This window comes from Paenibacillus sp. S25 (assembly GCF_019454085.1).
In the GTDB taxonomy this organism is placed as follows: Bacteria; Bacillota; Bacilli; order Paenibacillales; family Paenibacillaceae; genus Paenibacillus; species Paenibacillus polymyxa_B.
This window is the reverse complement of sequence record NZ_CP073683.1, coordinates 5,188,326-5,214,851: the sequence shown is the minus strand read 5'-3', so window position 1 is coordinate 5,214,851 and position 26,526 is coordinate 5,188,326. Positions and strand designations below refer to the sequence as shown.

33 protein-coding genes and 1 other annotated feature are annotated in these 26,526 nt (G+C 45.3%); all 33 genes read left to right on the top strand.

Annotated elements, in window-relative coordinates; all coding sequences use genetic code 11:
- Window positions 1-76: 76 nt before the first annotated feature.
- The 33 genes from rplA (at window position 77) to secY (ending at window position 26,445) form a co-directional block, all read left to right on the top strand.
- Window positions 77-769, top strand: a complete 693-nt coding sequence (gene rplA / locus KAI37_RS22915) for a 50S ribosomal protein L1 (protein ID WP_013312169.1) — start codon at window positions 77-79, stop codon at window positions 767-769.
- A 68-nt stretch (window positions 770-837) separates the two neighbouring features.
- Window positions 838-989, top strand: a sequence feature (ribosomal protein L10 leader region).
- 74 nt (window positions 990-1,063) lie between these two features.
- Entirely contained in the window at window positions 1,064-1,567 is a 504-nt protein-coding gene (rplJ, locus tag KAI37_RS22910; RefSeq protein ID WP_013312168.1) for a 50S ribosomal protein L10, read from the top strand.
- Window positions 1,568-1,635: 68 nt separating this feature from the next.
- Window positions 1,636-2,001: a 50S ribosomal protein L7/L12 gene (gene rplL / locus KAI37_RS22905; protein ID WP_010348819.1), complete on the top strand. Its 366-nt coding sequence runs from the start codon at window positions 1,636-1,638 to the stop codon at window positions 1,999-2,001.
- 148 nt (window positions 2,002-2,149) lie between these two features.
- Window positions 2,150-2,752 (top strand): class I SAM-dependent methyltransferase, encoded by a 603-nt coding sequence (locus tag KAI37_RS22900; protein WP_220030267.1) that lies wholly within the window; start codon window positions 2,150-2,152, stop codon window positions 2,750-2,752.
- 355 nt (window positions 2,753-3,107) lie between these two features.
- Window positions 3,108-6,653, top strand: a complete 3,546-nt coding sequence (rpoB, locus tag KAI37_RS22895; RefSeq protein ID WP_028542620.1) for a DNA-directed RNA polymerase subunit beta — start codon at window positions 3,108-3,110, stop codon at window positions 6,651-6,653.
- Window positions 6,654-6,793: 140 nt separating this feature from the next.
- Window positions 6,794-10,408: a DNA-directed RNA polymerase subunit beta' gene (gene rpoC, locus KAI37_RS22890; protein WP_013312165.1), complete on the top strand. Its 3,615-nt coding sequence runs from the start codon at window positions 6,794-6,796 to the stop codon at window positions 10,406-10,408.
- Window positions 10,409-10,624: 216 nt separating this feature from the next.
- The gene (locus KAI37_RS22885) at window positions 10,625-10,876 is read left to right on the top strand and encodes a ribosomal L7Ae/L30e/S12e/Gadd45 family protein (protein ID WP_007432588.1); all 252 of its coding nucleotides are present in this window, start codon (window positions 10,625-10,627) and stop codon (window positions 10,874-10,876) included.
- A gap of 144 nt (window positions 10,877-11,020) precedes the next feature.
- The gene (rpsL, locus tag KAI37_RS22880; RefSeq protein ID WP_007432587.1) at window positions 11,021-11,443 is read left to right on the top strand and encodes a 30S ribosomal protein S12; all 423 of its coding nucleotides are present in this window, start codon (window positions 11,021-11,023) and stop codon (window positions 11,441-11,443) included.
- A gap of 51 nt (window positions 11,444-11,494) precedes the next feature.
- Window positions 11,495-11,965, top strand: a complete 471-nt coding sequence (gene rpsG, locus KAI37_RS22875; protein WP_007432586.1) for a 30S ribosomal protein S7 — start codon at window positions 11,495-11,497, stop codon at window positions 11,963-11,965.
- Between the two features lie 47 nt (window positions 11,966-12,012).
- Window positions 12,013-14,091 carry an elongation factor G gene (gene fusA / locus KAI37_RS22870; protein WP_023990559.1) on the top strand — a complete coding sequence of 693 codons (2,079 nt, stop codon included), beginning with the start codon at window positions 12,013-12,015 and terminating at the stop codon, window positions 14,089-14,091.
- Between the two features lie 94 nt (window positions 14,092-14,185).
- Entirely contained in the window at window positions 14,186-15,376 is a 1,191-nt protein-coding gene (tuf, locus tag KAI37_RS22865; RefSeq protein ID WP_028542619.1) for an elongation factor Tu, read from the top strand.
- Between the two features lie 338 nt (window positions 15,377-15,714).
- Window positions 15,715-16,023 carry a 30S ribosomal protein S10 gene (gene rpsJ / locus KAI37_RS22860; protein ID WP_005544556.1) on the top strand — a complete coding sequence of 103 codons (309 nt, stop codon included), beginning with the start codon at window positions 15,715-15,717 and terminating at the stop codon, window positions 16,021-16,023.
- Window positions 16,024-16,055: 32 nt separating this feature from the next.
- Window positions 16,056-16,679, top strand: coding sequence for a 50S ribosomal protein L3 (gene rplC, locus KAI37_RS22855; RefSeq protein WP_013312161.1), 624 nt, complete (start codon window positions 16,056-16,058; stop codon window positions 16,677-16,679).
- 26 nt (window positions 16,680-16,705) lie between these two features.
- Window positions 16,706-17,329, top strand: a complete 624-nt coding sequence (rplD, locus tag KAI37_RS22850) for a 50S ribosomal protein L4 (RefSeq protein WP_013312160.1) — start codon at window positions 16,706-16,708, stop codon at window positions 17,327-17,329.
- On the top strand, window positions 17,329-17,619 hold the full coding sequence (gene rplW / locus KAI37_RS22845) for a 50S ribosomal protein L23 (protein ID WP_013312159.1): 291 nt from the start codon (window positions 17,329-17,331) through the stop codon (window positions 17,617-17,619). Before rplD ends, rplW begins: the two co-directional genes overlap by 1 nt.
- Before the next feature lie 30 nt (window positions 17,620-17,649).
- Complete coding sequence (gene rplB, locus KAI37_RS22840; RefSeq protein WP_013312158.1) at window positions 17,650-18,480, top strand: 50S ribosomal protein L2; 831 nt, start codon at window positions 17,650-17,652, stop codon at window positions 18,478-18,480.
- Between the two features lie 72 nt (window positions 18,481-18,552).
- The gene (gene rpsS, locus KAI37_RS22835) at window positions 18,553-18,831 is read left to right on the top strand and encodes a 30S ribosomal protein S19 (protein WP_007432579.1); all 279 of its coding nucleotides are present in this window, start codon (window positions 18,553-18,555) and stop codon (window positions 18,829-18,831) included.
- Between the two features lie 36 nt (window positions 18,832-18,867).
- Window positions 18,868-19,200, top strand: coding sequence for a 50S ribosomal protein L22 (gene rplV, locus KAI37_RS22830; protein ID WP_013312157.1), 333 nt, complete (start codon window positions 18,868-18,870; stop codon window positions 19,198-19,200).
- Between the two features lie 13 nt (window positions 19,201-19,213).
- On the top strand, window positions 19,214-19,879 hold the full coding sequence (gene rpsC, locus KAI37_RS22825) for a 30S ribosomal protein S3 (protein WP_013312156.1): 666 nt from the start codon (window positions 19,214-19,216) through the stop codon (window positions 19,877-19,879).
- A 2-nt stretch (window positions 19,880-19,881) separates the two neighbouring features.
- Entirely contained in the window at window positions 19,882-20,316 is a 435-nt protein-coding gene (gene rplP / locus KAI37_RS22820; protein WP_007432576.1) for a 50S ribosomal protein L16, read from the top strand.
- Window positions 20,306-20,503, top strand: coding sequence for a 50S ribosomal protein L29 (rpmC, locus tag KAI37_RS22815; protein WP_007432575.1), 198 nt, complete (start codon window positions 20,306-20,308; stop codon window positions 20,501-20,503). Before rplP ends, rpmC begins: the two co-directional genes overlap by 11 nt.
- A 50-nt stretch (window positions 20,504-20,553) precedes the next feature.
- Window positions 20,554-20,817 (top strand): 30S ribosomal protein S17, encoded by a 264-nt coding sequence (gene rpsQ / locus KAI37_RS22810; RefSeq protein ID WP_007432574.1) that lies wholly within the window; start codon window positions 20,554-20,556, stop codon window positions 20,815-20,817.
- Between the two features lie 34 nt (window positions 20,818-20,851).
- Complete coding sequence (rplN, locus tag KAI37_RS22805; protein WP_007432573.1) at window positions 20,852-21,220, top strand: 50S ribosomal protein L14; 369 nt, start codon at window positions 20,852-20,854, stop codon at window positions 21,218-21,220.
- 36 nt (window positions 21,221-21,256) lie between these two features.
- On the top strand, window positions 21,257-21,610 hold the full coding sequence (gene rplX, locus KAI37_RS22800) for a 50S ribosomal protein L24 (protein WP_013312155.1): 354 nt from the start codon (window positions 21,257-21,259) through the stop codon (window positions 21,608-21,610).
- A 31-nt stretch (window positions 21,611-21,641) separates the two neighbouring features.
- Window positions 21,642-22,187 carry a 50S ribosomal protein L5 gene (rplE, locus tag KAI37_RS22795; RefSeq protein WP_007432571.1) on the top strand — a complete coding sequence of 182 codons (546 nt, stop codon included), beginning with the start codon at window positions 21,642-21,644 and terminating at the stop codon, window positions 22,185-22,187.
- A 76-nt stretch (window positions 22,188-22,263) separates the two neighbouring features.
- Entirely contained in the window at window positions 22,264-22,449 is a 186-nt protein-coding gene (locus tag KAI37_RS22790; protein WP_010348808.1) for a type Z 30S ribosomal protein S14, read from the top strand.
- A gap of 32 nt (window positions 22,450-22,481) precedes the next feature.
- Window positions 22,482-22,880, top strand: coding sequence for a 30S ribosomal protein S8 (rpsH, locus tag KAI37_RS22785; RefSeq protein ID WP_007432570.1), 399 nt, complete (start codon window positions 22,482-22,484; stop codon window positions 22,878-22,880).
- Window positions 22,881-22,913: 33 nt separating this feature from the next.
- Window positions 22,914-23,456 carry a 50S ribosomal protein L6 gene (rplF, locus tag KAI37_RS22780; RefSeq protein ID WP_013312152.1) on the top strand — a complete coding sequence of 181 codons (543 nt, stop codon included), beginning with the start codon at window positions 22,914-22,916 and terminating at the stop codon, window positions 23,454-23,456.
- Window positions 23,457-23,571: 115 nt separating this feature from the next.
- A complete protein-coding gene (gene rplR / locus KAI37_RS22775; RefSeq protein WP_007432568.1) occupies window positions 23,572-23,940 on the top strand; it encodes a 50S ribosomal protein L18 in 369 nt (122 codons plus the stop codon).
- A 27-nt stretch (window positions 23,941-23,967) separates the two neighbouring features.
- Window positions 23,968-24,465 carry a 30S ribosomal protein S5 gene (rpsE, locus tag KAI37_RS22770; RefSeq protein ID WP_013312151.1) on the top strand — a complete coding sequence of 166 codons (498 nt, stop codon included), beginning with the start codon at window positions 23,968-23,970 and terminating at the stop codon, window positions 24,463-24,465.
- A gap of 12 nt (window positions 24,466-24,477) precedes the next feature.
- Window positions 24,478-24,663, top strand: coding sequence for a 50S ribosomal protein L30 (gene rpmD, locus KAI37_RS22765; RefSeq protein WP_013312150.1), 186 nt, complete (start codon window positions 24,478-24,480; stop codon window positions 24,661-24,663).
- A 43-nt stretch (window positions 24,664-24,706) separates the two neighbouring features.
- Window positions 24,707-25,147: a 50S ribosomal protein L15 gene (gene rplO / locus KAI37_RS22760; protein ID WP_013312149.1), complete on the top strand. Its 441-nt coding sequence runs from the start codon at window positions 24,707-24,709 to the stop codon at window positions 25,145-25,147.
- Window positions 25,147-26,445: a preprotein translocase subunit SecY gene (gene secY / locus KAI37_RS22755; RefSeq protein WP_061831397.1), complete on the top strand. Its 1,299-nt coding sequence runs from the start codon at window positions 25,147-25,149 to the stop codon at window positions 26,443-26,445. Before rplO ends, secY begins: the two co-directional genes overlap by 1 nt.
- Window positions 26,446-26,526: the final 81 nt, after the last annotated feature.

The following is a 26,526-nucleotide window of genomic DNA, read 5'->3' as shown; positions in this document are numbered from 1 at the left end:
TACGTGTGCCGGCAGTTTGACTGTCCGGCAAGTGTGGGAGGAATATCCGCTAATACCACATAAGGAGGAAAACATTATGGCTAAACATGGTAAGAAGTACCTGGAAGCTGCTAAGCTGATTGACAGCGAAGCAACTTACGAGCCTTTAGAAGCCGTTGAACTGGTAAAAAAGGCAGCGACTGCTAAATTCGACGAAACCGTTGAAGCGGCAGTTCGTCTGGGCGTAGATTCCCGTAAACAAGACCAGGCTGTTCGTGGTGTTGTTGTCCTGCCACATGGTACGGGTAAAACACAACGCGTTCTGGTATTTGCAAAAGGTGACAAAGTGAAAGAAGCGGAAGCGGCTGGCGCTGATTTTGTTGGTGATCAAGATATGATCAACAAAATTCAACAAGGCTGGTTCGAATTCGACGTCTGCGTTGCGACACCTGATATGATGAGTGAGGTTGGTAAACTGGGTCGTTTGCTCGGTGGTAAAGGTTTGATGCCTAACCCTAAAGCAGGCACAGTTACTTTCGACGTTGCCAAGGCTGTTCAAGAAATTAAAGCCGGTAAAATCGAATACCGTCTCGACAAAGCCGGTCAAATTCATGCGCCAATCGGCAAAGCTTCCTTCAGTGCTGAACAGCTGAACGAGAACCTTAAAGCCTTGGTTGAAGCCTTGAACCGTGCGAAGCCAGCGGCTGCTAAAGGTGTATACCTGAAAAACATCGCTATTTCTTCGACTATGGGACCAAGTGCACGTGTGAACGCATCTGTTTACAGATAATATTTTGATTGACACACTCAATCAAATTTGTTATTCTATAAAAGTTGTGAGTCCTTGTGACTGACCAATAAAGTTGAATATGCTTACCGTAGACAGTAGGTGCCTTCGGGCTTAATTTCCTACCGAGGTGTTATGATAGAACGTTTCATGTGACGGGCTTGTCCCGTCCATGTAGATTTATCAAGCCTTCGTACTCTACGGAGGCTTTTTTCATGCTTATGAAAGCAAGCTTTGTAAGATCACCAGATCGGGTGCTTCGAACAAAGCGGATAAATTGATCAGGAGGTGTACAGTTTGGCAAATGCAAAGGTGATTCAAGCAAAACAAGAAGCTGTTGAAGTTGTAGCTGCAAAATTGCGCGAGAGCGTAACAACTGTGGTTGCAGACTATCGCGGTCTGAATGTTGCCCAAGTAACTGAGCTGCGTAAGCAGCTTCGCGAAGCCGGAATCGAATTTCAAGTGCTGAAAAACACACTGCTCCGCCGTGCAACTGCGGCAGCAGAATTAACTGAACTGGACGCAGTATTGACAGGTCCTACTGCAATCGCGTTCGGCAAAGATGATGCAGTGTCTGCAGCTAAAATCTTGAACGATTTCGCTAAGAAGAACAATGCACTGGAACTGAAAGGTGCAGTTGTAGAAGGTCGCGTTATCGGTGTTGAGGAAATCAAAGCACTGGCAGAACTGCCATCCCGCGAAGGTCTCCTTTCCATGCTCCTCAGCGTGCTTCAAGCTCCTGTACGCAACTTCGCGCTTGCAGTTAAAGCTGTTGCAGAAAAAGAAGAGCAAAGCGCATGAGTTAGGGATTAAACCTGCTGTATAGTAGTTGAGAACAAAAAAATACGAATTTAAATGGAGGTTCAACCATGAGTAAAGAGCAAATCTTGGAAGCGATTAAAGGTATGTCCGTATTGGAACTGAACGATCTCGTGAAAGCAATCGAAGAAGAATTCGGCGTAACTGCAGCAGCTCCAGTAGCTGTAGCAGGTGGCGCAGCAGGTGGCGCAGCAGAAGCTGAGCAATCCGAGTTCGACGTAATCTTGACAAGCGCTGGCGCTTCCAAAATCAACGTTATCAAAGCAGTTCGCGAAATCACAGGTCTTGGCCTGAAAGAAGCAAAAGAACTGGTTGACAACGCTCCAAAACCACTGAAAGAAAAAATCGCTAAAGAAGAAGCTGAATCCATTAAAGCAAAATTGGAAGAAGCAGGCGCTTCTGTAGAAGTAAAATAATTGACTGCTTTCTAGCAGACAATGAACTAAAACAAACCCCTTGAGGTGATCTTCAAGGGGTTTGTTGCTGTAAAACGGTAGTACCAGCATGTCTGAAAGGTTATTGTAAAGGCTATGATGGTAGTACAACCGAAAGAGGTGGGCATGAATGGCTGATCATTATTACTCCAAGCGGCCAGAGACGGCGCATGAACGACGGAGCCTGGAAACAGTGCTTCGGGGGCGGTCATACCGTTTTGCCAGCGATTCAGGCGTTTTTTCGAAGCAGGGAATTGATTACGGGAGTCGTGTGCTGATTGAAGCGATGCAGCTTCCTGCACAAGCTTCGGTATTGGATGTAGGATGCGGTTATGGGCCGATCGGTTTGGCGGCAGCCGCGCTTGTCCCCGAGGGACACGTCACAATGGTTGATATTAATGAGCGAGCCGTTCAACTAGCGATAGAGAATGCGGAACGTAATGGGGTTAAGAATGTCACCATTAAGCAAAGCGATTTGTTTGCGGAAGTGAAGAATGAACGTTTTGACGTGATCTTGACGAATCCTCCTATACGCGCAGGAAAAGAAACAGTGCATACCATTTTTGAGTTTGCTTATGAGCATTTAAACGAGGGTGGAGCTTTGTGGGTAGTCATTCAGAAAAAGCAGGGGGCCCCTTCGGCGAGTGCTAAGATAGAGAGCCTTTTCGGTCATGTAGAGGAAGTTACAAAGGATAAAGGTTATCGAATTTTGAAGGCTGAAAAAAGTTTTTAAGAAAATGCAATAGGACCATTGACTTGAATCCTGGTCTGTGATATTATTATAAAATGTCAGTATTAGGATGCCCTCCATGGCTTTAGTTTGTTGAAATGTCAATAGATTTATGCGTAGTAGGTATAGTATTTATCTCTATTACGTATAATACAACCATTTTGGGCAAATCTACAAGTGATGAAGATCTTCCGGTAAGAGGATTCTGCAGATACGTTGCTCTTTTTTCGAATGCATTCGAGTAAGGGCTTTTCTGTATTTGTAAGATTGAATCTTCTGTATGTGTCTTATTATAAGGTCACAAACAGAGGTTCGCAATGTATTTTTAAAGTGAGTAGACATGAGGGGTGAGTTTAAGTTGGCAGGACATCTTGTTCAATATGGTCGACGCACTCGGCGCAGTTATGCACGTATTAATGAGGTACTCGAGGTTCCGAACCTGATTGAGATCCAACAAAAATCCTATGATTGGTTTTTGGAGGAAGGATTACGGGAAATGTTTCGGGATATTTCGCCAATTCAGGATTTCACTGGAAACCTGATTCTGGAGTTTATCGACTATTCTCTCGGAGAACCCAAATATACCGTTGACGACGCAAAGGAACGCGACGTTACGTATGCAGCACCGCTTCGGGTAAAAGTCCGGCTTATTAATAAAGAAACCGGGGAAGTGAAAGAGCAGGAAGTATTCATGGGAGACTTCCCGCTGATGACTGAAACGGGTACGTTTATTATTAACGGTGCGGAACGGGTTATTGTCAGCCAGTTGGTTCGCTCTCCCAGCGTCTATTTCAGCACAAAAGTCGACAAGAATGCGAAAACAACATACACCGCAACGGTAATTCCTAACCGGGGGGCTTGGCTCGAACTGGAGATGGATGCGAAGGATATTATCTATGTCCGGATTGACCGTACCCGTAAAATTCCGGTTACGGTGTTGCTGCGTGCGCTGGGCTTTGGCACTGATGCTGAGATTCTGGATTTGCTCGGCAATGACGAATATATCCGCAACACACTTGATAAAGACAACACGGATTCCACCGAGAAAGCGCTGATTGAAATTTATGAGCGTCTTCGTCCGGGTGAGCCGCCTACACTGGATAACGCAAAGAGCTTGCTGGTTGCGCGCTTCTTTGATCCAAAACGTTATGATCTGGCCAACGTAGGCCGTTACAAAATCAATAAAAAGCTTCACATCAAAAATCGTCTGTTCAATCAACGACTTGCTGAGACTTTGATTGATACAACAACTGGTGAAATCATCGCTGAAGCCGGACAAATGGTAGATCGCCGCCTGTTGGACGAGATTTTGGCCCAACTGGAGGAATCAGTAGGACATCGTACGTATCATGTTGCGAGTGGTGTGCTAGAAAGCAATGATATTCCACTTCAAACGATCGATGTATTCTCACCAATTGAGGATGGTAAAGTAGTAAAACTGATTGCTAACGGAAATATTGATAAATCGGTTAAGAATATTACGCCTGCCGATATTATTTCCTCCATCAGTTATTTTATTAACTTGCTTCACGGAATCGGAAGTACGGACGATATTGACCATTTGGGTAACCGTCGTTTGCGTTCTGTAGGTGAGTTGCTCCAAAACCAGTTCCGTATCGGTTTGTCCCGTATGGAACGCGTAGTGCGTGAAAGAATGTCGATTCAGGATGCTAATGTAATTACGCCACAAGCGCTGATTAACATACGTCCGGTAATTGCTTCGATTAAAGAGTTCTTTGGTAGCTCGCAGCTGTCTCAGTTCATGGATCAGACGAATCCGCTTGCTGAATTAACGCACAAACGTCGTCTGTCTGCACTCGGACCCGGCGGTTTGACGCGCGAACGCGCGGGTATGGAAGTACGTGACGTCCATCCGAGTCACTACGGCCGCATGTGTCCTATCGAGACGCCAGAGGGACCAAACATTGGTTTGATCAACTCTTTGTCCACTTTTGCACGCATCAACGAGTACGGATTTATCGAAGCACCTTATCGTTGGGTAGATCCAAAAACCGGAAAAGTTACAGAGCAGATTGATTACCTGACTGCTGATGAAGAAGATAACTACATCGTAGCTCAGGCGAATGCGGAATTGACGGAGGAAAACACCTTTAAGGATGAGGTCGTCATTGTCCGTTATAACAAACAGTCTGATAACATTATTCCGATGGCTAGTAGCCGTGTCGATTACATGGACGTATCGCCTAAACAGGTCGTATCGGTCGCGACTGCATTGATTCCGTTTCTGGAGAATGATGACTCTAACCGCGCATTGATGGGTTCCAACATGCAGCGTCAGGCTGTCCCACTTCTGATTCCGAAGTCTCCATTGGTCGGAACAGGAATGGAGCACAAGTCTGCAAAAGATTCTGGTGTTTGCGTTGTATCCAAATACAACGGAGTTATCGAACGTTCTTCGGCCAACGAAATTTGGTTGCGTCGTATCGAAACTGTAGATGGCGCTGAAGTGAAGGGCGACATTGTTAAGTATAAATTACACAAATTTATGCGATCTAACCAAGGAACTTGCATCAACCAACGTCCGATTGTGAACAGAGGAGATATTGTCAAAGTTGGCGATATTCTTGCGGATGGTCCATCTACAGAGATGGGTGAGTTGGCGTTGGGACGTAACGTTGTCGTTGCCTTCATGACTTGGGAAGGTTACAACTACGAGGATGCAATCCTGCTGAGTGAGAAACTGGTTAAGGAAGATGTATACACCTCGATCCATATTGAGGAATACGAATCCGAGGCTCGTGACACGAAGCTTGGACCTGAAGAAATCACTCGCGACATTCCAAATGTCGGTGAAGAAGCGCTTCGCAACTTGGATGAGCGTGGAATCATTCGTATTGGTGCCGAAATCGGCGCAGGTGACATTCTCGTTGGTAAAGTAACACCTAAAGGTGTGACTGAATTGACAGCTGAAGAACGTCTCTTACACGCAATCTTTGGTGAGAAGGCACGCGAGGTTCGCGATACTTCTTTGAGAGTTCCTCACGGAACAGACGGGATTGTTGTAGATGTTAAGGTGTTTACACGTGAAAATGGTGATGAACTGCCACCAGGTGTAAATCAGTTGGTTCGTGTATATATTGCTCAAAAACGTAAAATCTCCGAAGGCGATAAAATGGCTGGACGTCACGGTAACAAGGGTGTCGTTGCTCGTATTTTGCCTGAAGAAGATATGCCGTTCCTGCCGGATGGCACACCAGTACAGGTCGTTCTGAACCCGCTGGGCGTACCTTCACGGATGAACATCGGACAGGTGCTTGAAGTCCATTTGGGTATGGCTGCAATGCGTCTTGGTATTCATGTGGCAACTCCAGTATTCGATGGTGCCAAGGAGTATGACGTATTCGATACAATGGAAGAGGCAGGCATGCAGCGTAATGGTAAGACTGTGTTGTATGACGGACGTACGGGTGATCGTTTTGAACGTGAAGTTACTGTCGGTGTCATGCACATGATCAAACTGGCGCACATGGTCGATGATAAAATCCATGCTCGTTCTACAGGTCCTTACTCCCTCGTTACGCAACAACCATTGGGTGGTAAAGCTCAATTCGGTGGACAGCGCTTCGGGGAGATGGAAGTATGGGCATTGGAAGCCTACGGCGCGGCGTACACGCTTCAGGAAATTTTGACTGTGAAATCCGATGATGTGGTTGGACGTGTTAAAACTTACGAATCCATTGTCAAAGGTGAAAATGTACCTGAACCGGGTGTTCCAGAATCATTTAAGGTCCTGATCAAAGAGCTGCAAAGCTTGGGTATGGACGTGAAGATTCTGTCTGAAGACGAACAAGAGATCGAAATGAGAGAGCTTGATGATGAGGATGACACAACTGGCGATAAGCTGAGTTTGAATCTCGAAGGCTCTGAGGTTGGCGTAGAGTAGTTTGACTGCTGACTGACTCATATCAGCTTTGTTATATACCTTGATCCATTCTAGAATGGATCAGGTTTCTTGATACCGCCCGGTGCTGCTGGGCGGTATCAAACCTAAAAACTCAGGATTTGGTTAAGGAGGGTTGCTCCTTGTTGGACGTTAACAATTTCGAATATATGAAAATCGGGCTTGCTTCCCCCGAAAAGATTCGTTCTTGGTCCCGCGGAGAAGTCAAAAAACCGGAGACGATTAACTATCGTACGCTTAAACCGGAAAAAGAAGGACTATTTTGCGAGAAGATTTTCGGACCTACGAAAGACTGGGAATGTCATTGCGGTAAGTACAAACGTGTACGCTATAAAGGTGTTGTCTGTGACCGCTGTGGAGTAGAAGTTACTCGCGCTAAGGTTCGCCGTGAGCGTATGGGCCATATTGAGTTGGCTGCTCCCGTATCGCACATTTGGTACTTTAAAGGCATTCCAAGTCGTATGGGTCTTGCTCTTGATATGTCTCCAAGATCTCTGGAAGAGATCATTTACTTCGCATCTTATGTTGTAACCGATCCAGGAGATACGCCTTTGGAGAAAAAGCAACTCCTGTCCGAGAAAGAATACCGTAGCTATCGTGAGAAATACGGCTATGGCTTCCAGGCAGGTATGGGTGCTGAAGCGGTTAAAAAGCTTCTTCAAGATTTGGACATAGACAAAGAGTTGGAATTCTTGAAAGAAGAGCTGCGTACAGCTCAAGGACAACGTCGTAACCGTGCAATCAAACGCCTTGAAGTTATTGAGGCATTCCGTAACTCCGGCAACCAACCGGATTGGATGATCATGGACGTACTTCCTGTTATTCCTCCTGAGCTTCGTCCAATGGTACAGTTGGATGGTGGTCGTTTCGCTACCTCTGACCTTAACGACTTGTATCGTCGTGTTATTAACCGTAATAACCGTCTGAAACGTCTGTTAGATTTAGGTGCGCCAGATATTATCGTACAAAATGAAAAACGGATGTTGCAGGAAGCTGTTGACGCCTTGATTGATAATGGTCGTCGTGGTCGTCCTGTTACAGGTCCAGGTAACCGTCCTTTGAAATCCCTCAGCCACATGCTGAAAGGTAAACAAGGACGTTTCCGTCAGAACTTGCTCGGAAAACGTGTTGACTACTCTGGTCGTTCCGTTATCGTTGTAGGTCCGTACTTGAAAATGTATCAATGCGGTTTGCCGAAAGAAATGGCACTTGAACTGTTCAAACCTTTTGTTATGAAAGAACTAGTGAACAAAGGTTTGGCGCACAATATCAAGAGCGCGAAGCGTAAAGTAGAACGTGTGAGTGCAGAAGTATGGGATGTGCTGGAAGAAGTAATCAAGGAGCATCCAGTTCTTTTGAACCGTGCCCCTACGTTGCATAGACTCGGTATCCAGGCGTTCGAACCGATTTTGGTTGAGGGTCGTGCGATTCGTCTGCATCCGCTCGTATGTACTGCATATAATGCCGACTTTGACGGTGACCAAATGGCTGTTCACGTTCCGTTGTCTGCGGAAGCTCAAGCTGAAGCTCGTTTGCTTATGCTAGCATCCGGCAACATTTTGAATCCGAAAGACGGCAAGCCAGTTGTTACACCTTCTCAGGATATGGTTCTTGGTTCTTTCTATCTGACTATGGATAACAAAGAAGAAGAAGGAAGCAATATGATCCTTCGCAACATGAATGAAGCTATATCGGCCTACCAACGCGGTACAGCTGGCCTTCATGCTCGTGTAGCTATTCCGGTTAAAGCTTTGAATAAAACGAGTTTTACGGAAAAACAACAGGAAGCGATGTTGATCACAACGGTTGGTAAAATTATCTTTAATGAAATTTTCCCGGCAAGCTTCCCGTACATCAATGATGCGACCCGTGCGAACTTGCTTTATGGTACTGCGGAGGAGTTCTTTGTTTACGAGAAGGGTGTAAATCTTACAGAAGCCATTCAAAACGCTCCGCAAGCTAACGGGGTAGGCAAGGATTACCTTGGTAATATCATTGCCCGTTGTTTTGAGACTTACCATACAACAGAAACAGCTGTAATTCTGGATAAAATCAAGCAGCTTGGCTTTACGTATTCCACTCGTGCAGGGGTAACCGTTGCTGTATCGGACGTAATCGTGCCGGTGGAAAAACAAGAGATTCTTAAGGGATCTGAGGACAAAGCGCAAGTTGTGACGAATCAGTATCGTCGTGGTCTGATTACGAATGAAGAACGCTATGACCGGATTATCGACATTTGGTCTAAAGCAAAAGATGATATTACCGAAGTATTGATGAAGTCCATGGATCGCTACAACTCTATCATGATGATGGTGGACTCCAAAGCGCGGGGGAACAAATCACAGATTACTCAGCTCGGCGGTATGCGTGGTCTGATGGCCAATCCATCCGGACGTATTATCGAACTCCCAATCAAATCAAATTTCCGTGAAGGTCTGACAGTACTCGAGTACTTCATCTCCACTCACGGAGCGCGTAAAGGTTTGGCGGATACAGCCCTCCGTACGGCTGACTCCGGTTACCTGACTCGTCGCCTCGTAGATGTGGCACAGGATGTTATCGTGCGCGAAGAAGACTGCGGAACGGATAAAGGCTTCACAGTAAGTCGTATCCAGGACGGTAAAGAAGTGATTGAGGATCTCTATGACCGTCTGGAAGGTCGCTATTGCTTTGAAACGGTACGTCATCCTGAGACTGGCGAGATTTTGGCTAGACGTAACGAACTGATTGACTCCGACAAAGCTGAAGCGATTGTTAAAGCCGGTGTACACAAAGTTCAGATTCGTTCTGTACTAAGTTGCCGTGCTAAACATGGCGTCTGCAAGAAATGCTACGGTCGCAATCTGGCTACTGGTAAACACGTTGAGATTGGTGAAGCAGTTGGTATTATCGCTGCACAATCCATTGGTGAGCCAGGAACACAGCTTACTATGCGTACGTTCCACACAGGCGGCGTAGCGGGTGACGATATTACACAAGGTTTGCCTCGTATCCAGGAGCTTTTTGAAGCACGTAATCCTAAAGGTCAGGCAACTATTAGTGAAATTGACGGTACAGTTAAAGAAGTTCGTGAAGGTAAAGACCGCCGTGAGATTGACATTCAGGGTGAAGCCGAAACGAAAACATATTCAGTAACGTATGGTTCCCGCCTGCGCGTAAGCGAAGGTATGACTGTTGAAGCTGGGGACGAACTGACGGATGGTTCAATTGATCCTAAAGAAATGCTGCGTATTAAAGGTATTCGCGGGGTACAGAACTATATCCTTCAGGAAGTTCAACGCGTATACCGGAACCAGGGAGTGGAAATCAACGACAAGCACGTAGAAGTTATGATTCGTCAAATGTTGCGTAAAATCCGTATCATTGATGCGGGTGACACGATCTTACTTCCAGGCTCCTTTGTTGATGTCCATGAGTATGAAAATGCAAACAAGATAGCGATTCTCAGCGGTCAGGAACCAGCGGTAGCTAAGCCGGTACTGCTCGGTATTACCAAGGCCTCTCTGGAAACTGACTCCTTCTTGTCAGCAGCATCCTTCCAGGAAACTACTCGTGTCCTGACTGATGCAGCTATTAAAGGCAAGGTCGATCAGTTGCTTGGACTGAAGGAGAACGTAATTATTGGTAAATTGATTCCTGCGGGAACAGGTATGAACCGTTACCGTAGTGTGAAATTTGCCCAACCGGAAGAGGGACAGTCTCCATCTGAGGAGCTCGAACCTATTTCGGCCGAGTAATATAAAAATAGTATGATTGCCGGAACACCGTAGACATAAGCTTTGCATAAAAGCTACAGCAGACGGTGCTCCGGTGTTTTTCAAAAAAGAATCGTACTATTCTGTTTAAATGAATTATAGTTTATAATTGTCTTGACATTACTTATAGTCAATGCTAATATAGCAAAGGTGCGTGAGCAGCCTATATGCTATTGGGTCTTTTCGGAGGAATGAGATATGTCTAAAGAACAGGGACTGCAAGATGCTCATGTCAAAATCGGTACCAAACAAACCATTCGTATGGTAGAATTGGGCTTTGCCTCAGAAGTATATGTGGCAGAAGACGCAGATCAGCGTCTCACTTCCAACATCATTGCTTTGTGCAACAAGCAAGGAGTCAAAGTGACTCTCGTAGACACAATGAAAAATCTCGGAGCTGCATGTGGGATTGAAGTGGGAGCCGCAATGGCTGCTATCGTAAAACAATAGGGTAAGGAACGTTTTTGTCTAAGGAATTGTTATTCTTGGCGGCAAAGACTTTTCATTTGTTCTTTTATGAACCGCCTGGGTCTGTGGGCTTAGATAAGGTTTGTAAAGTAACAGCAAAAATTGAGGAAGGGGGTGGCAACCAACATGCCAACTATTAACCAACTGGTTCGTAAAGGACGTCAAGCCAAAATCGAGAAATCGAAATCACCGGCTTTGCAAAAAGGTTTTAATGCCTTGAAACGTGAAGCTACCGACATCAGTGCCCCGCAAAAACGCGGAGTGTGCACTCGTGTAGGTACTATGACTCCGAAAAAACCAAACTCCGCACTTCGTAAATATGCTCGTGTTCGCTTGACGAACCGTGTAGAGGTGACTGCTTACATTCCAGGTATTGGACATAACCTTCAAGAACACAGCGTAGTGCTGATTCGCGGCGGTCGTGTAAAAGACCTTCCGGGTGTACGTTACCATATCGTTCGCGGTGCTTTGGATACTGCAGGCGTAAACAACCGCATGCAAGCTCGTTCCAAATACGGCGCAAAACGCCCTAAAGCTAAAAAATCCTAATGAGATATAAACCGCGTATGTCGGTTTAACATGTAAGAAAGGGGGATATCCATGCCACGCAAAGGTCCAGTTACCAAAAGAGACGTGTTGCCAGATCCGGTATACAACAGCAAGTTGGTTACCCGCTTGATCAACCGCATCATGCTCGACGGAAAACGAGGCGTTGCTCAAAGCATTCTGTACAATGCGTTCAAGCTTATCCAAGAACGTACGGGGAATGACCCGATGGAAGTTTTTGAAGCAGCTATCAAGAATATCATGCCAGTCCTGGAAGTTAAAGCACGCCGTGTCGGCGGTGCCAACTACCAAGTACCAATCGAGGTAAAACCAGAAAGACGTACGTCCCTGGGATTACGTTGGCTCGTAAACTACTCCCGCAACCGCGGTGAGAAAACCATGGAAGAGCGTTTGGCGGCTGAAATTATCGATGCTTCCAACAACACAGGCGCTTCCGTGAAAAAACGTGAAGACACGCACAAAATGGCTGAAGCGAACAAAGCGTTTGCTCACTATCGTTGGTAGGATTCAGCTCAAAAAAATAACTTCAATTTTGAAGGGAGACCCATTTCATGGCAAGAGAGTTCTCCTTGAAAAATACACGTAATATCGGGATCATGGCTCATATTGACGCGGGTAAAACCACAACAACAGAGCGGATCTTGTTCTACACAGGCCGTACGCACAAAATCGGTGAAGTTCACGAAGGCGCTGCGACAATGGACTGGATGGAACAAGAACAAGAGCGCGGAATCACGATTACTTCCGCTGCGACGACCGCTGCCTGGAAAGGTCACCGCGTCAATATCATCGACACCCCGGGGCACGTTGACTTCACTGTTGAAGTTGAACGTTCCCTTCGTGTATTGGACGGAGCAGTTGGTGTTTTCAGTGCGAAAGAAGGCGTTGAGCCTCAGTCTGAAACCGTATGGAGACAGGCTGATCGCTACGGCGTTCCACGGATCGCATATGTAAACAAAATGGATATCATTGGTGCCGACTTCTTGAATGTTGTCTCCGACATGCGTGATCGCCTTCAAGCGAACGCAGTTGCGATTCAATTGCCAATCGGCGCAGAAAATGATTTTACTGGTATTATCGATATCGTTGAACAAAAAGCTCATATGTACAAAGATGATCTTGGTCAAGATATCGAAGAAGTAGAAATTCCTGCGGAATTCAAAGATCAGGTTGAAGAACTCCGTAATGAATTGATCGAGAAGGTTGCTGAACTGGACGAAGAATTGACAATGAAATACCTGGAAGGCGAAGAAATTTCGGTTGCCGAAATTAAAGCCGCTCTCCGTAAAGGTGTTGTAGAAGTTAAAATCTTCCCAGTTATCTGTGGATCTTCTTACCGCAATAAAGGTGTTCAGCTGATGTTGGATGCTGTTCTAGACTATTTGCCGGCTCCTACTGACGTGCCAAGTATTCAAGGGCATCTGGAAGACGGTACGGAAGTTGAACGTCACTCTTCCGATGAAGAGCCATTCTCCGCATTGGCATTCAAAATTATGACGGACCCTTACGTTGGTAAGTTGACATTTTTCCGCGTATACTCCGGTGTTCTTCAATCCGGTTCTTACGTATTGAATGCAACAAAAGGTAAACGCGAACGTATCGGACGTATTCTTCAAATGCATGCGAACAGTCGTCAAGAAATCACTGTAGTTTACTCTGGTGATATTGCGGCTGCCGTAGGTTTGAAAGATACAGGTACAGGTGATACACTGTGTGATGAGAAGAGTCCTGTTATTCTCGAGTCCATGAATTTCCCTGATCCGGTTATCGAAATCGCGGTTGAGCCTAAAACCAAAGCTGACCAAGATAAAATGTCTGTAGCTCTCGGTAAGTTGACTGAAGAGGATCCAACTCTTCGCGCTCATACTAACGAAGAAACAGGTCAAACCATCTTGGCAGGTATGGGTGAGCTTCACTTGGACATCATCATTGACCGTATGCGTCGTGAGTTCAAGGTAGAAACGAATGTGGGTAAACCACAGGTTGCTTACCGTGAAACGTTCCGTGCTCCAGCACGTGTCGAAGGTAAATTCGTTCGTCAGTCCGGTGGTCGTGGTCAATATGGTCACGTATGGGTTGAGTTCGAACCACTCGAACCAGGTACTGGTAGTCAATTCGAAAGTAAGGTAGTCGGCGGCTCTGTTCCTAGAGAGTACATCGCACCTGCTCTTGCTGGTATTGAGGAACAAATGAAAAACGGCGTTATCGCAGGCTTCCCGCTTGTGGACGTTAAAGCTACAATCGTGGACGGATCATACCATGATGTCGATTCCAATGAAATGGCATTTAAAATTGCCGGATCAATGGCGCTGAAAGCAGCGAAAGACAAATGTAAACCAGTATTGCTTGAGCCGATTATGAAAGTTGAAGTAACGGTTCCTGAGGAATACATGGGTGACGTAATGGGTATGTTGAACTCCCGTCGTGGTCGGATTGAAGGTATGGATTCCCGTAGTGGAGCTCAAATCATTCGTGCGAAGGTGCCTTTGTCCGAAATGTTCGGATACTCGACTACACTTCGCTCCGGTACACAAGGACGCGGCGTGTTCTCTATGGAGCTTTCTCATTATGAAGAAGTGCCGAAGAGCATTGCTGAAGAGATCGTTGCCAAAACCAAAGGCGGCGAGTAATACAATGTATCAGCTGACCGGTATGCTTGAGGTTTTACCAAAAGGGCATCCGGCAGCCTAAAATAAAACAAGTTATTGAGGAGGAATTGTTCAAATGGCAAAGGCTAAGTTTGAACGTAACAAACCGCACGTTAATATCGGTACTATTGGTCACGTCGATCATGGTAAAACTACTTTGACTGCTGCAATCACAACTGTATTGTCCAAAACTTACGGTGGTGCTGCTGTAGCATTCGATCAAATCGATAAAGCTCCAGAAGAGCGCGAACGCGGTATCACAATCTCCACTGCACACGTGGAATATGAAACACCTAACCGTCACTATGCACACGTTGACTGCCCAGGTCACGCCGACTATGTTAAAAACATGATCACTGGCGCTGCACAAATGGACGGAGCGATTCTGGTTGTTTCCGCAGCTGACGGCCCAATGCCGCAAACTCGCGAGCACATCCTGTTGTCCCGCCAAGTTGGTGTTCCTTACATCGTTGTATTCCTGAACAAATGCGACATGGTTGAAGACGAAGAGTTGCTGGAATTGGTTGAAATGGAAGTTCGTGATTTGCTGAGCGAATATGACTTCCCAGGTGACGACACTCCAATCATTCGCGGTTCAGCTCGTGAAGCTCTGCAAAACCCAGAGGGCGACTATGCTAAGAAAATCGTTGAAATGTTCGAAACAATCGACACTTACATCCCGACTCCAGAACGCGATACTGACAAGCCTTTCTTGATGCCTGTCGAGGACGTATTCTCCATCACTGGTCGTGGTACAGTTGCTACAGGCCGTGTAGAGCGTGGTACAGTTAAAGTGGGCGACGAAATCGAAATCATCGGTATTCAAGAAGAATCCCGTAAATCCGTAGTAACAGGCGTAGAAATGTTCCGTAAATTGCTTGACTCTGCTCAAGCTGGCGATAACATCGGCGCATTGCTTCGTGGTGTAGATCGTGCACAAATCGAGCGTGGCCAAGTATTGGCTAAACCAGGTTCTGTTAAACCTCATACAGAATTCTCTGCTCAAATCTACGTTTTGACTAAAGAAGAGGGTGGACGTCACAAACCTTTCTTCACTGGTTACCGTCCACAGTTCTACTTCCGTACAACTGACGTAACTGGTATCATTACTTTGCCAGAAGGTTCCGAAATGGTAATGCCTGGTGATAACATCACGGTTACTGTTCAACTGATCAACCCAATCGCTATCGAAGAAGGAACTAAGTTCTCTATTCGTGAAGGTGGACGTACAGTTGGCGCTGGTGCCGTAGCAACAATCTCCAAATAAGAAGGCTTTAGCCTTTAAATAGAGCAACAGTGTACTGGAACGAGTAACATTGTATTGGAACGAAGCTAAACGAGCCCCTGCCCTGGTGCGGGGGCTTTTCTCTTGAAAAAATCGCAAGCTGCGAGCACAATTGTATCTTTTCAAAATAAGATGCATTGTTTTTTCGTTTTTGCTTGCAATAGGCAGAACTATTCGATATAATAACTAATGTTGTTTGTGACTGTGCGATGATGTGAGAGGTTACTGACACACCCGGCCCCTTTGCCATGGGAGGGCTGTCGGAAAATTTTCACGGAGTATGTCCGATACCAAATTGGGCGATAGAAGGAGGGACTAAAATGGCAAAGCAAAAAATTCGTATTCGTTTGAAAGCTTACGATCATAGAATTCTTGATCAATCCGCTGAGAAAATTGTTGAAACAGCTAAACGTTCGGGCGCAGGTGTATCCGGGCCAATTCCGCTGCCAACTGAAAAACAAATCATTACTATTCTCCGTGCGGTACACAAGTACAAGGATTCCCGGGAGCAGTTCGAAATGCGCACACACAAGCGTTTGATCGACATTGTTAACCCGACTCCACAAACTGTGGATGCCTTGATGCGCTTGGACCTGCCGTCCGGTGTAGATATCGAAATTAAATTGTAATATGTAATTAGGAAAAGAAATGAGGTGTCAACATGAAAGGTATCTTAGGAAAAAAACTCGGAATGACTCAAGTGTTTACCCCTGAAGGTAACGTACTTGCTGTTACGGTTATCGAAGCAGGTCCTTGTGTTGTTCTGCAAAAGAAAGATCTGGAAAACGATGGATACGAAGCTATCCAACTCGGTTTCTCTGATAAAAAAGAAAAAAGATCCAACAAACCTGAAGCAGGACATGCGAAAAAAGCAAATACTGCACCTAAGCGCTACGTTCGTGAACTTCGTGGCATCGACCTTGCTGCGTACGAGGTTGGCCAAGAACTGAAGGCTGATGTCTTCACAGAAGGCGAGTTCGTTGACGTAACAGGTATTTCTAAAGGTAAAGGTTTTGCCGGCGTTATCAAACGTTGGGGACAAAGCCGCGGACCAATGGCACACGGCTCGCGTTACCACAGAGGTCCAGGTTCTATGGGTTCCATTCAAGCTAACCGCGTTCCTAAAGGTAAACACCTTCCAGGACACATGGGGCATGAAACGGTAACGATCCAACGTCTTGAAGTTGTTAAGATCGATACAGAACGTAATGTGTTGCTCGTGAAAGGTTCCATTCCAGGACCTAAAAATAGCTTCGTTAAAGTATTAGAAACGGTGAAAAAATAAACAACTGAAGAAAGGAGGAACACGAAATGCCAAAAGTAGCACTATTTAATATTAGCGGCAGCCAAGTTGGTGAAATTGAATTGAACGACGCAGTGTTCGGTATCGAGCCGAATAAGCACGTTCTTCATGACGCTGTTGTTATGCAATTGGCTTCCCTACGTCAAGGTACTCACAAAGTAAAAGGACGTTCTGAAGTACGTGGTGGCGGACGTAAACCTTGGAAACAAAAAGGTACTGGCCGCGCTCGTCAAGGTTCGATCCGTGCGCCGCAATGGGTTGGTGGCGGTACTGTATTCGGTCCCACTCCACGCAGCTATGCTTACAAATTGCCTAAAAAGGTTCGTCGTCTGGCGATCAAATCGGCGTTGTCATCCAAAGTGATTGAGAATGAAATTATCGTATTGGACGCTCTTACACTGAACGGACCTAAAACGAAAGAATTCGCAGCCATTTTGAATAACCTTAAAGCTGATCGTAAAGCATTGATCGTAGCTCCTAGCTATGATGATAATGTAGCACTGTCCGCTCGTAATATTCCTGGTGTGAAGTTTGTAGCCGCAGACGGCATTAATGTTCTTGATGTGCTCGGACACGACAAACTGATCATTACGAAGGAAGCAGTTCAGAAGGTAGAGGAGGTGCTCGCGTAATGAAGGATCCTCGTGATATTATCAAACGTCCGGTTATCACCGAACGTACGGCTGGTATGATGAATGACTTGAAATACGTTTTCGAGGTTGACATTCGTTCTAACAAAGTCGAAGTTAAAAAAGCAATCGAAGCCATTTTTAACGTGAAAGTAAGTAACGTAAATACGCTTCGTGTTCCTGCAAAACCAAAACGCTACGGACGTCATTCCGGCTATACGAGCGAGTGGAAGAAAGCGTTCGTAACGCTGAGCAAAGACAGTAAGCCGCTTGAGTTTTTTGAAACGGTATAATTGAAACTGTAAAGTAAGGAGGGAAACTCAGTGCCAATTAAAAAGTATAAACCAACGTCCCCGGCCAGACGTGCTATGTCTGTATCTACTTTCGAGGAGATTACAACTAATCAGCCCGAGAAATCGTTGCTGGCACCTCTGAGCAAGCAAGCTGGACGCAATAACCAAGGTAAAATTACAGTTCGTCATCAAGGCGGCGGACACAAACGTAAATACCGTATTATTGACTTCAAACGTAACAAAGATGGAATACCGGGCCGCGTTGCTACGATCGAATATGATCCAAACCGTACGTCCAACATCGCACTTATCCACTATGTGGATGGTGAAAAACGTTACATCATCGCTCCTAAAGGTCTGAAAGTAGGAGACGAAGTGGTATCCGGTGCAGGTTCCGATATCAAAATCGGTAACTCCTTGCCATTGGAAAACATTCCAGTAGGTACGGTTATCCACAACATCGAATTGAAACCGGGTAAAGGTGGCCAACTTGTTCGCGCTGCTGGTACGGAAGCCCAACTTCTTGGTAAAGAAGAAAAGTATGTTACAATTCGTTTGACTTCTGGTGAAGTTCGCCGCATTCTGAAAGTTTGCCGCGCTACAATCGGTTCTGTAGGTAACGAAGACCACGAACTGGTGAAAATCGGTAAAGCCGGTCGTAGTCGCTGGTTGGGACAACGTCCTGAAGTTCGCGGTGTTGTAATGAACCCTAACGATCACCCACACGGTGGTGGTGAAGGTCGCGCTCCAATCGGACGTAAATCTCCAATGTCTCCATGGGGTAAACCAACCCTTGGTTACAAGACACGTAAAAAAGGTAAAGCATCTGATAAGTACATCGTTCGTCGTCGTACTAAGTAATAAAACGTGCGCTTAAGTCGCACGTTAACATATTAAGGAACGACTACGTTTTAACGAAGGGAGGATTCATAAATGGGTCGCAGTCTCAAAAAAGGACCATTCATTGATGGTTACCTGTTGAAAAAAGTAGAGGTTTTGAACGAGTCGGACAAAAAAGTGGTAATCAAAACTTGGTCCCGTCGCTCTACGATTTTCCCGCAATTTATCGGACATACGTTTGGTGTATACGATGGCCGTAAACACGTGCCAGTATACGTAACGGAAGATATGGTCGGACACAAATTGGGCGAATTTGCTCCAACACGTACGTACAAAGGCCATACGGATGACGATAAGAAAACAAGAAGATAATCAACACAGCGTAGTGTTTGAGAGGAGGTAAACTCAATGGAAGCAAAAGCACATGCTAAGTCCGTACGGATTTCTGCTCGCAAAGTGAAACTTGTTATCGATTTGATTCGCGGTAAGCAGGTTGGTGAGGCGATCGCAATTCTTCGTCACACTCCAAAGTCCGCTTCTCCAGTCGTTGAGAAATTGTTGAATTCTGCGATTGCAAATGCAGATCACAACTACTCTTTGGACGTAAATAAATTGGTAGTATCTCAGGTTTTTGTAAACCAAGGTCCTACAATGAAACGATTCCGCCCGCGTGCAATGGGTCGTGCAAGCCGCATCAACAAACGCACCAGTCATATTACTCTGGTGGTATCTGAAAAATAAGGAGGGAAAACGTGTGGGCCAAAAGGTAAATCCCGTCGGACTCCGAATCGGTATTATCCGTGATTGGGAATCCAAATGGTATGCAGGCAAAGATTTCGGTGATCTTTTGCTGGAAGACGTTAGAATTCGTGAACATCTGAAAAAAAGATTGAAAGACTCCGCTGTATCCCGTGTTGAAATCGAGAGAGCAGCTAACCGTGTCAACGTAACGATTCACACTGCGAAACCAGGTATGGTTATCGGTAAGGGTGGTTCCGAAGTTGAAAATCTGCGTAATGAAATTACTAAAATCGCAGGCGGTAAAAAGGTACACATCAATATTTCTGAAATTAAAAATCCTGAACTGGACGCAATTCTGGTTGCTGAAAGCATTGCACAACAATTGGAACGTCGTGTTTCTTTCCGTCGTGCTTTGAAACAAGCGATTCAAAGAACTATGCGTTCCGGAGCAAAAGGAATTAAAACTCAAGTAGGCGGACGTCTTGGCGGTGCCGAAATCGCTCGTTCCGAAGGGTACAGCGAAGGAACTGTTCCACTGCATACACTTCGTGCTGACATTGACTATGGTACAGCGGAAGCTCATACTACTTACGGTCGTCTTGGCGTAAAAGTATGGATCTATCGTGGAGAGGTTCTTCCTCCAGCTAAGAAACAAGCTCCTCAGGAAGGAGGCAACTAATCATGTTGGTACCAAAACGCGTAAAACATCGTAAACAACAACGTGGTCATATGAAGGGTCGTGCAAAAGGCGGTACTACACTGAACTTTGGTGAGTACGGTTTGCAAGCTACTGAACCTGCATGGATTACTAACCGTCAAATCGAAGCTGCTCGTATTGCGATGACTCGTTACATCAAACGTGGTGGTAAGGTTTGGATTAAAATTTTCCCTGACAAACCAATTACTCAGAAGCCTCTTGAGGTTCGTATGGGTAGTGGTAAAGGTAACGTAGAAAAATGGGTTGCAGTAGTGAAACCAGGCAAGATTATGTTTGAACTTGCTGGTGTTCCGGAAGAGATTGCTCGTGAAGCAATGCGTCTTGCCGCTCACAAACTGCCAATCAAAACTAAGTTTGTGAAACGTGAAGAATTGGGTGGTGAAGCAAATGAAGGCTAGTGAATTCCGCAACCTAACCACTGCTGAAATCGAACAAAAGATCTCCGGTTTTAAAGAAGAACTTTTCAACCTTCGTTTTCAACTCGCTACCGGTCAGCTTGATAACCCGACTCGGATCGGCGCTGTGCGTAAGGAAATTGCTCGTGCTAAAACTGTGATCCGTGAAAGAGAACTTGGGATTAGCTAAGATATCAGACCGGGTGGGAAATCCGCCTGTAATTAGGAAGGAGGCCAACAATGAGCGAACGTAATGCCCGTAAAGTATTAGTCGGTAAAGTAGTCAGCGACAAAATGGATAAAACGATTGTGATTGCTGTAGAAACTTACAAAAAACATGATCTCTACCATAAACGCATTAAAGTAACTAAGAAATTCAAAGCTCATGATGAAAACAACACTGCACAAATCGGTGATACTGTTAAAATCATGGAAACTCGCCCTTTGTCCAAAGACAAAAACTGGAGACTGGTCGAAATCGTTGAAAAAGCTGTTATAATCTAATGTAGTGTAGTTTTTCCGAAAGGAGGATAAATAAATGATTCAACCATTTACACGTTTGACTGTAGCTGACAATTCCGGCGCGAAGGAACTGATGTGTATCCGTGTGCTCGGTGGTACGGGACGTCGTACAGCTCAAATTGGTGACCTGATCGTTTGTTCCGTAAAACAAGCAACACCAGGCGGCGTTGTCAAAAAGGGTGATGTAGTAAGAGCGGTTGTTGTTCGTACTAAACGTTCTATCCGCCGTAAAGACGGTTCCTACATCGGATTTGACGAGAACGCAGCAGTGGTCGTTAAAGAAGACAAGAGCCCACGTGGTACTCGTATTTTCGGACCAGTTGCTCGCGAACTTCGTGACAAGGACTTCATGAAAATCGTTTCCTTGGCTCCGGAAGTGATCTAAACTCACCTTAAAATGTGCCCGTAGGAGGTGTACGAAATGCCAAAAGTGAAAAAAGTTCTGGAATCCCATAACAACAAGCTGCACGTCAAAAAAGACGACACTGTTCTGGTGATTACAGGTAAAGATAAAGGTAAAAAAGGTCGCGTTATCGCTGCTTACCCTCGTCAAAACCGTGTGCTTGTGGAAGGTGTTAACATGATTAAAAAACACCAAAAGCCTAATCAGCTGAATCCACAAGGCGGCATCATCGAGAAAGAAGCTCCGATTCACGTTTCCAACGTTATGCACATTGATCCGAAGAGCGGAAAAGTAACCCGTGTTGGTTACAAAGTTTTGGACAACGGAAAAAAAGTGCGCATTGCAAAACGTTCTGGCGAAGTGATCGACTAATTATTTTTTGAAGAAAGGAGGTATATGATTCATGGCTACAACAAGAATGAAAGAACGTTTCTTGAAAGAAATCACTCCTGCTTTGATGCAGAAGTTCAACTATACAACAGTGATGCAAGTGCCTAAAATCGAGAAAGTTGTAATCAACATGGGTGTTGGCGACGCAGTCCAAAACTCCAAAGTACTTGATTCAGCTCTCAACGACATGCAGCTAATTGCTGGTCAAAAACCAGTAATCACTCGCGCAAAAAAATCTATTGCAGGTTTTAAATTGCGTGAAAACATGCCGATCGGTGTAAAGGTAACACTTCGTGGCGAGCGTATGTATTATTTCTTGGACAAATTGTTCAACATTACTCTTCCTCGCGTACGTGACTTCCATGGTGTATCGACAAAAGCTTTCGACGGACGTGGTAACTACACACTTGGTCTGAAAGAACAGTTGATCTTCCCGGAAATCGAGTATGATCAAGTTGATAAAGTTCGTGGTATGGACATCGTTATCGTAACGACTGCCAAAACTGACGAAGAGTCCCGTGAGCTTCTGACTCAGCTGGGCATGCCTTTCGCAAAATAATGTTGGCATAACGTTTCGGGCGTCTGATTTTAAAGACACCCTGTTCTCCGAAACTATTTAGGAGGTGTCAGGCTAAGTGGCAAAAACTTCAATGAAAGTCAAACAACAACGCGCACCAAAGTTTAAAGTTCGTGCTTACACTCGTTGCGAGCGTTGTGGTCGTCCACATTCGGTACTGCAAAAGTTTAAGATCTGCAGAATTTGCTTCCGTGAATTAGCTTATAAAGGCCAGATTCCTGGCGTGAAAAAAGCAAGCTGGTAAAAAGTCCTGTTTGGGAAGGAGGTTTATACACAATGACTATGTCTGATCCAATTGCAGATATGCTTACTCGTATTCGTAACGCGAACACAGTTCGTCACGAAACAGTAGAAATGCCTGCATCTACAATGAAAAAACAAATCGCCGACATCCTGAAACGTGAAGGATTCATTCGTGATGCGGAATTTGTTGAAGATAGCAAACAAGGGATCATCCGTATTTTCTTGAAATACGGTGCGAACAACGAGCGTGTTATTACAGGTTTGAAAAGAATCAGTAAACCAGGTCTTCGCGTTTACACGAAGAGCAATGAGATTCCACGCGTACTGGGTGGACTCGGGATCGCAATCATTTCAACATCCAAAGGTATCATGACCGACAAAGAAGCACGTCAGTCTAAAGCCGGCGGAGAAGTTGTTTGCTACGTTTGGTAAGATAACGTTTAAAAGATAGGAGGTGCAACAGATATGTCCCGTATTGGTCGTAAACCAATCACAGTACCAAGTGGTGTTGACGTGACTTTGAACAACACAGCGATCACAGTTAAAGGTCCTAAAGGAACATTGACTCGTGAGCTTCATAAAGACATGTCCGTTACTGTGGAAAACAATGAAATTAATGTAGTTCGTCCTTCGGACAACAAACTTCACCGCTCTTTGCATGGAACAACCCGCAGCGTTGTCAACAACATGGTAAGTGGTGTAACTGAAGGGTTTTCAAAATCTCTGGAGCTGGTTGGGGTCGGATATCGTGCAAGCAAATCCGGAGATAAAATCGTTTTGAACGTTGGATACTCTCACCCGGTTGAAATCACACCGGAAGCGGGCATCGAATTCGAAGTTCCTTCGAACACTAAAATTATCGTTCGCGGAATTGATAAAGAGCGTGTAGGTGCCTACGCTGCTAAAATCCGTTCCGTTCGTGAACCTGAACCGTACAAAGGTAAAGGGATTAAATACGAAGGCGAGCGCATCATTCGTAAAGAAGGTAAAGCCGGTAAGAAGAAATAAGTTTCTTACCGACTTTGTGCGGTCTTTCTGCTGGAAAGACTTCGTACTTCTTTTTTACCCAGTGCGTCTTAGTATAAAGTTTTAAAAGGCAAACTGAAGGGAGTGAAAACTTGAGATGATTACAAAACAAGATAAAAATAAAGCACGTGTCAGAAGACATCTGCGTGTACGTAAGAAAATCGAAGGTACGGCTGTACGTCCTCGTTTGAACGTATTCCGCTCTTCCAAGCATATCTACGCACAACTGATTGATGATGTAGCTGGTGTAACATTGGTATCTGCATCCACTATGGATAAAGAACTGAGCAGCGAAATCAAAAACGGCGGTAGTGTAGAAGCAGCTCGTAAAGTTGGCGAACTCGTTGCTAAACGTGCGAAAGAAAAAGGTCATGCTAACATCGTATTTGACCGTGGTGGATACTTGTATCATGGACGGATTCAAGCTTTGGCTGATGCAGCTCGCGAAGCAGGCCTTGAATTCTAAGACATTTCTCAAAAGGAGGTTAACGACTTGCGTGTAGATCCGAATACTTTGGAACTGACTGAAAGAGTAGTAAATATTAATCGTGTAGCTAAAGTTGTCAAAGGCGGACGCCGTTTCAGCTTCAGTGCTCTGGTAGTAGTGGGCGACGGCAACGGCTGGGTAGGCGCTGGAATCGGTAAAGCTGGCGAAGTACCTGATGCAATTCGCAAAGGTATTGAAGATGCTAAGAAAAACCTGGTTCACGTTCCACTCGTAGGAACAACAATTCCTCACCTTGTTACAGGTAAGTTCGGTGCTGGCCGGGTTCTGTTGAAACCGGCATCGGAAGGTACTGGAGTTATCGCTGGTGGTCCGGTTCGTGCTGTACTGGAACTTGCTGGTGTAGGTGATATCTTGACAAAATCTTTGGGTTCTTCGAATTCCATGAATATGGTCAATGCGACTTTGGAAGGTTTGTCCCGCTTGAAACGCGCTGAAGAAGTTGCAAAATTGCGCGGCAAATCCATCGAAGAGCTGCTGGGCTAAGGAGGGAATATCATGGCGAAATTAGAAATTACCCTCGTTCGTTCGTTGATCGGCCGTCCTGGTAATCAGAGAACGACTGTTAAAACGCTCGGCTTGCGTAAAATCAACCATAAAGTAGTTCAACCCGACAATGCAGCTATTCGCGGGATGATTAATCAAGTTAGCCATTTGGTTTCTGTTAAAGAAATTGAGGCTTAAGAAATAAAGTATTTTAACAATAATCAAGGAGGTGCAACGAACGATGAAGTTACATGAACTTTCCCCAGCTCCAGGCTCCCGCAAAGAACGTAAACGTTTGGGTCGTGGTCCTAGTAGCGGTACGGGTAAAACTTCTGGTCGTGGTCATAAAGGTCAAAACGCTCGTTCCGGCGGTGGTGTACGTCCGGGCTTCGAGGGTGGTCAAAACCCACTGTATCGTCGCTTGCCTAAACGCGGTTTCGTAAATCCTACTCGTAAAGAGTATGCGGTTTTGAATATCGAAGATTTGAACAGTTTTGCAGCGGGTACTGAAGTAAGCCCTGAGTTTTTGCTGAACAATGGCATTGTGAAAAACGCCAAATCCGGAATTAAAATTCTGGGTAACGGTGAAATCACTGTGAAGTTGACAGTTAAAGCGAACAAGTTCTCTCAATCTGCGGTAGAGAAAATTGAAGCTGCCGGCGGTAAAACCGAGGTGATCTAATGTTCAAGACCCTGAAAAATATATGGCGGGTTGAGGATCTTAGAACCCGAATCCTGTTTACCCTGTTTATACTCTTTGTATATCGTATTGGCTCCTTCGTGCCGGTTCCCGGCGTGAACAAGCAAGTCTTTACTTCTCAGGATCAGGCAGGAAGCGAGTTGTTTGGACTCCTTAACACCTTCTCAGGGGGCGCATTGTATCAGTTTTCGATCTTCGCCCTCGGGATTATGCCATATATTACAGCGTCCATCATTGTACAGTTGCTGTCAATGGACGTGATTCCGAAACTTGCGGAATGGGCTAAACAAGGAGAGCATGGTAAAAAGAAGTTGGCTCAAATTACGCGTTATGGTACGGTAATACTTGGCCTGATTCAAGCATTCGGAACGTCGATTGGCTTTAATCGACTGTACGGTGCAGCGATGATTCCAGGAGCCACTTTTGCAGATTATCTGGTCATTGCCATTGTGCTTACAGCAGGAACTACGTTCCTTATGTGGCTCGGTGAGCAAATTACCGAAAAGGGAATCGGCAACGGTATCTCTATTGTTATCTTCGCAGGGATTGCGGCGGGTATTCCAAGACATATTCGGACGGTTGTAGAATCTCAGTTTATTCAGGCAGATCAGCTGTTTATGAATATTCTGAAGGCAATTATAATTGCCCTGGTGATTGTTCTGATTATTGTTGGTGTTATCTACATCCAGCAAGGTATTCGGAAAATCCCGGTACAATACGCGAAACGTGTAGTTGGCAACAAAATGTACGGTGGCCAGAATACGCATATTCCGATGAAAATTAATGCGGCAGGCGTTATTCCGGTAATCTTTGCGGTATCATTGCTGCAATTCCCGACAATTATTGCGAGTTTCTGGGCAGATCACGCTTGGGCTAAGTGGATTACCACTTACTTGTATTATGACAAGCCGCTGGGCATGGTTTTGTATGTCGTAATGATTATCGGTTTCACATTCTTCTATACCTTTGTACAGATGAATCCGCAGCAAATGGCCGACAACATGAAGAAAAACGGCGGTTATATTCCGGGAATTCGCCCGGGTAAAGCCACGGAGAAATACTTGACACGAGTAATGTCACGTTTGACAATGACAGGAGCTTTGTTTCTGGCAGTCATATCCGTTTTGCCGGTATTCTTCGGTTCGCTTTCGGGCTTGCCTCGGTCCGTGCAAATTGGCGGTACTTCATTGCTCATCATCATTGGTGTAGCATTGGATACAATGAAGCAAATCGAAAGCCAACTGATCAAACGCCATTACAAAGGCTTCATCAACAAATAGGCAATAGGTACCGGCTTAGGATGTTCGCATGCTTACCGGCACCTTTTGTGCTGTTTCTTGTGTAGGGGTCGTCTTGAGGAG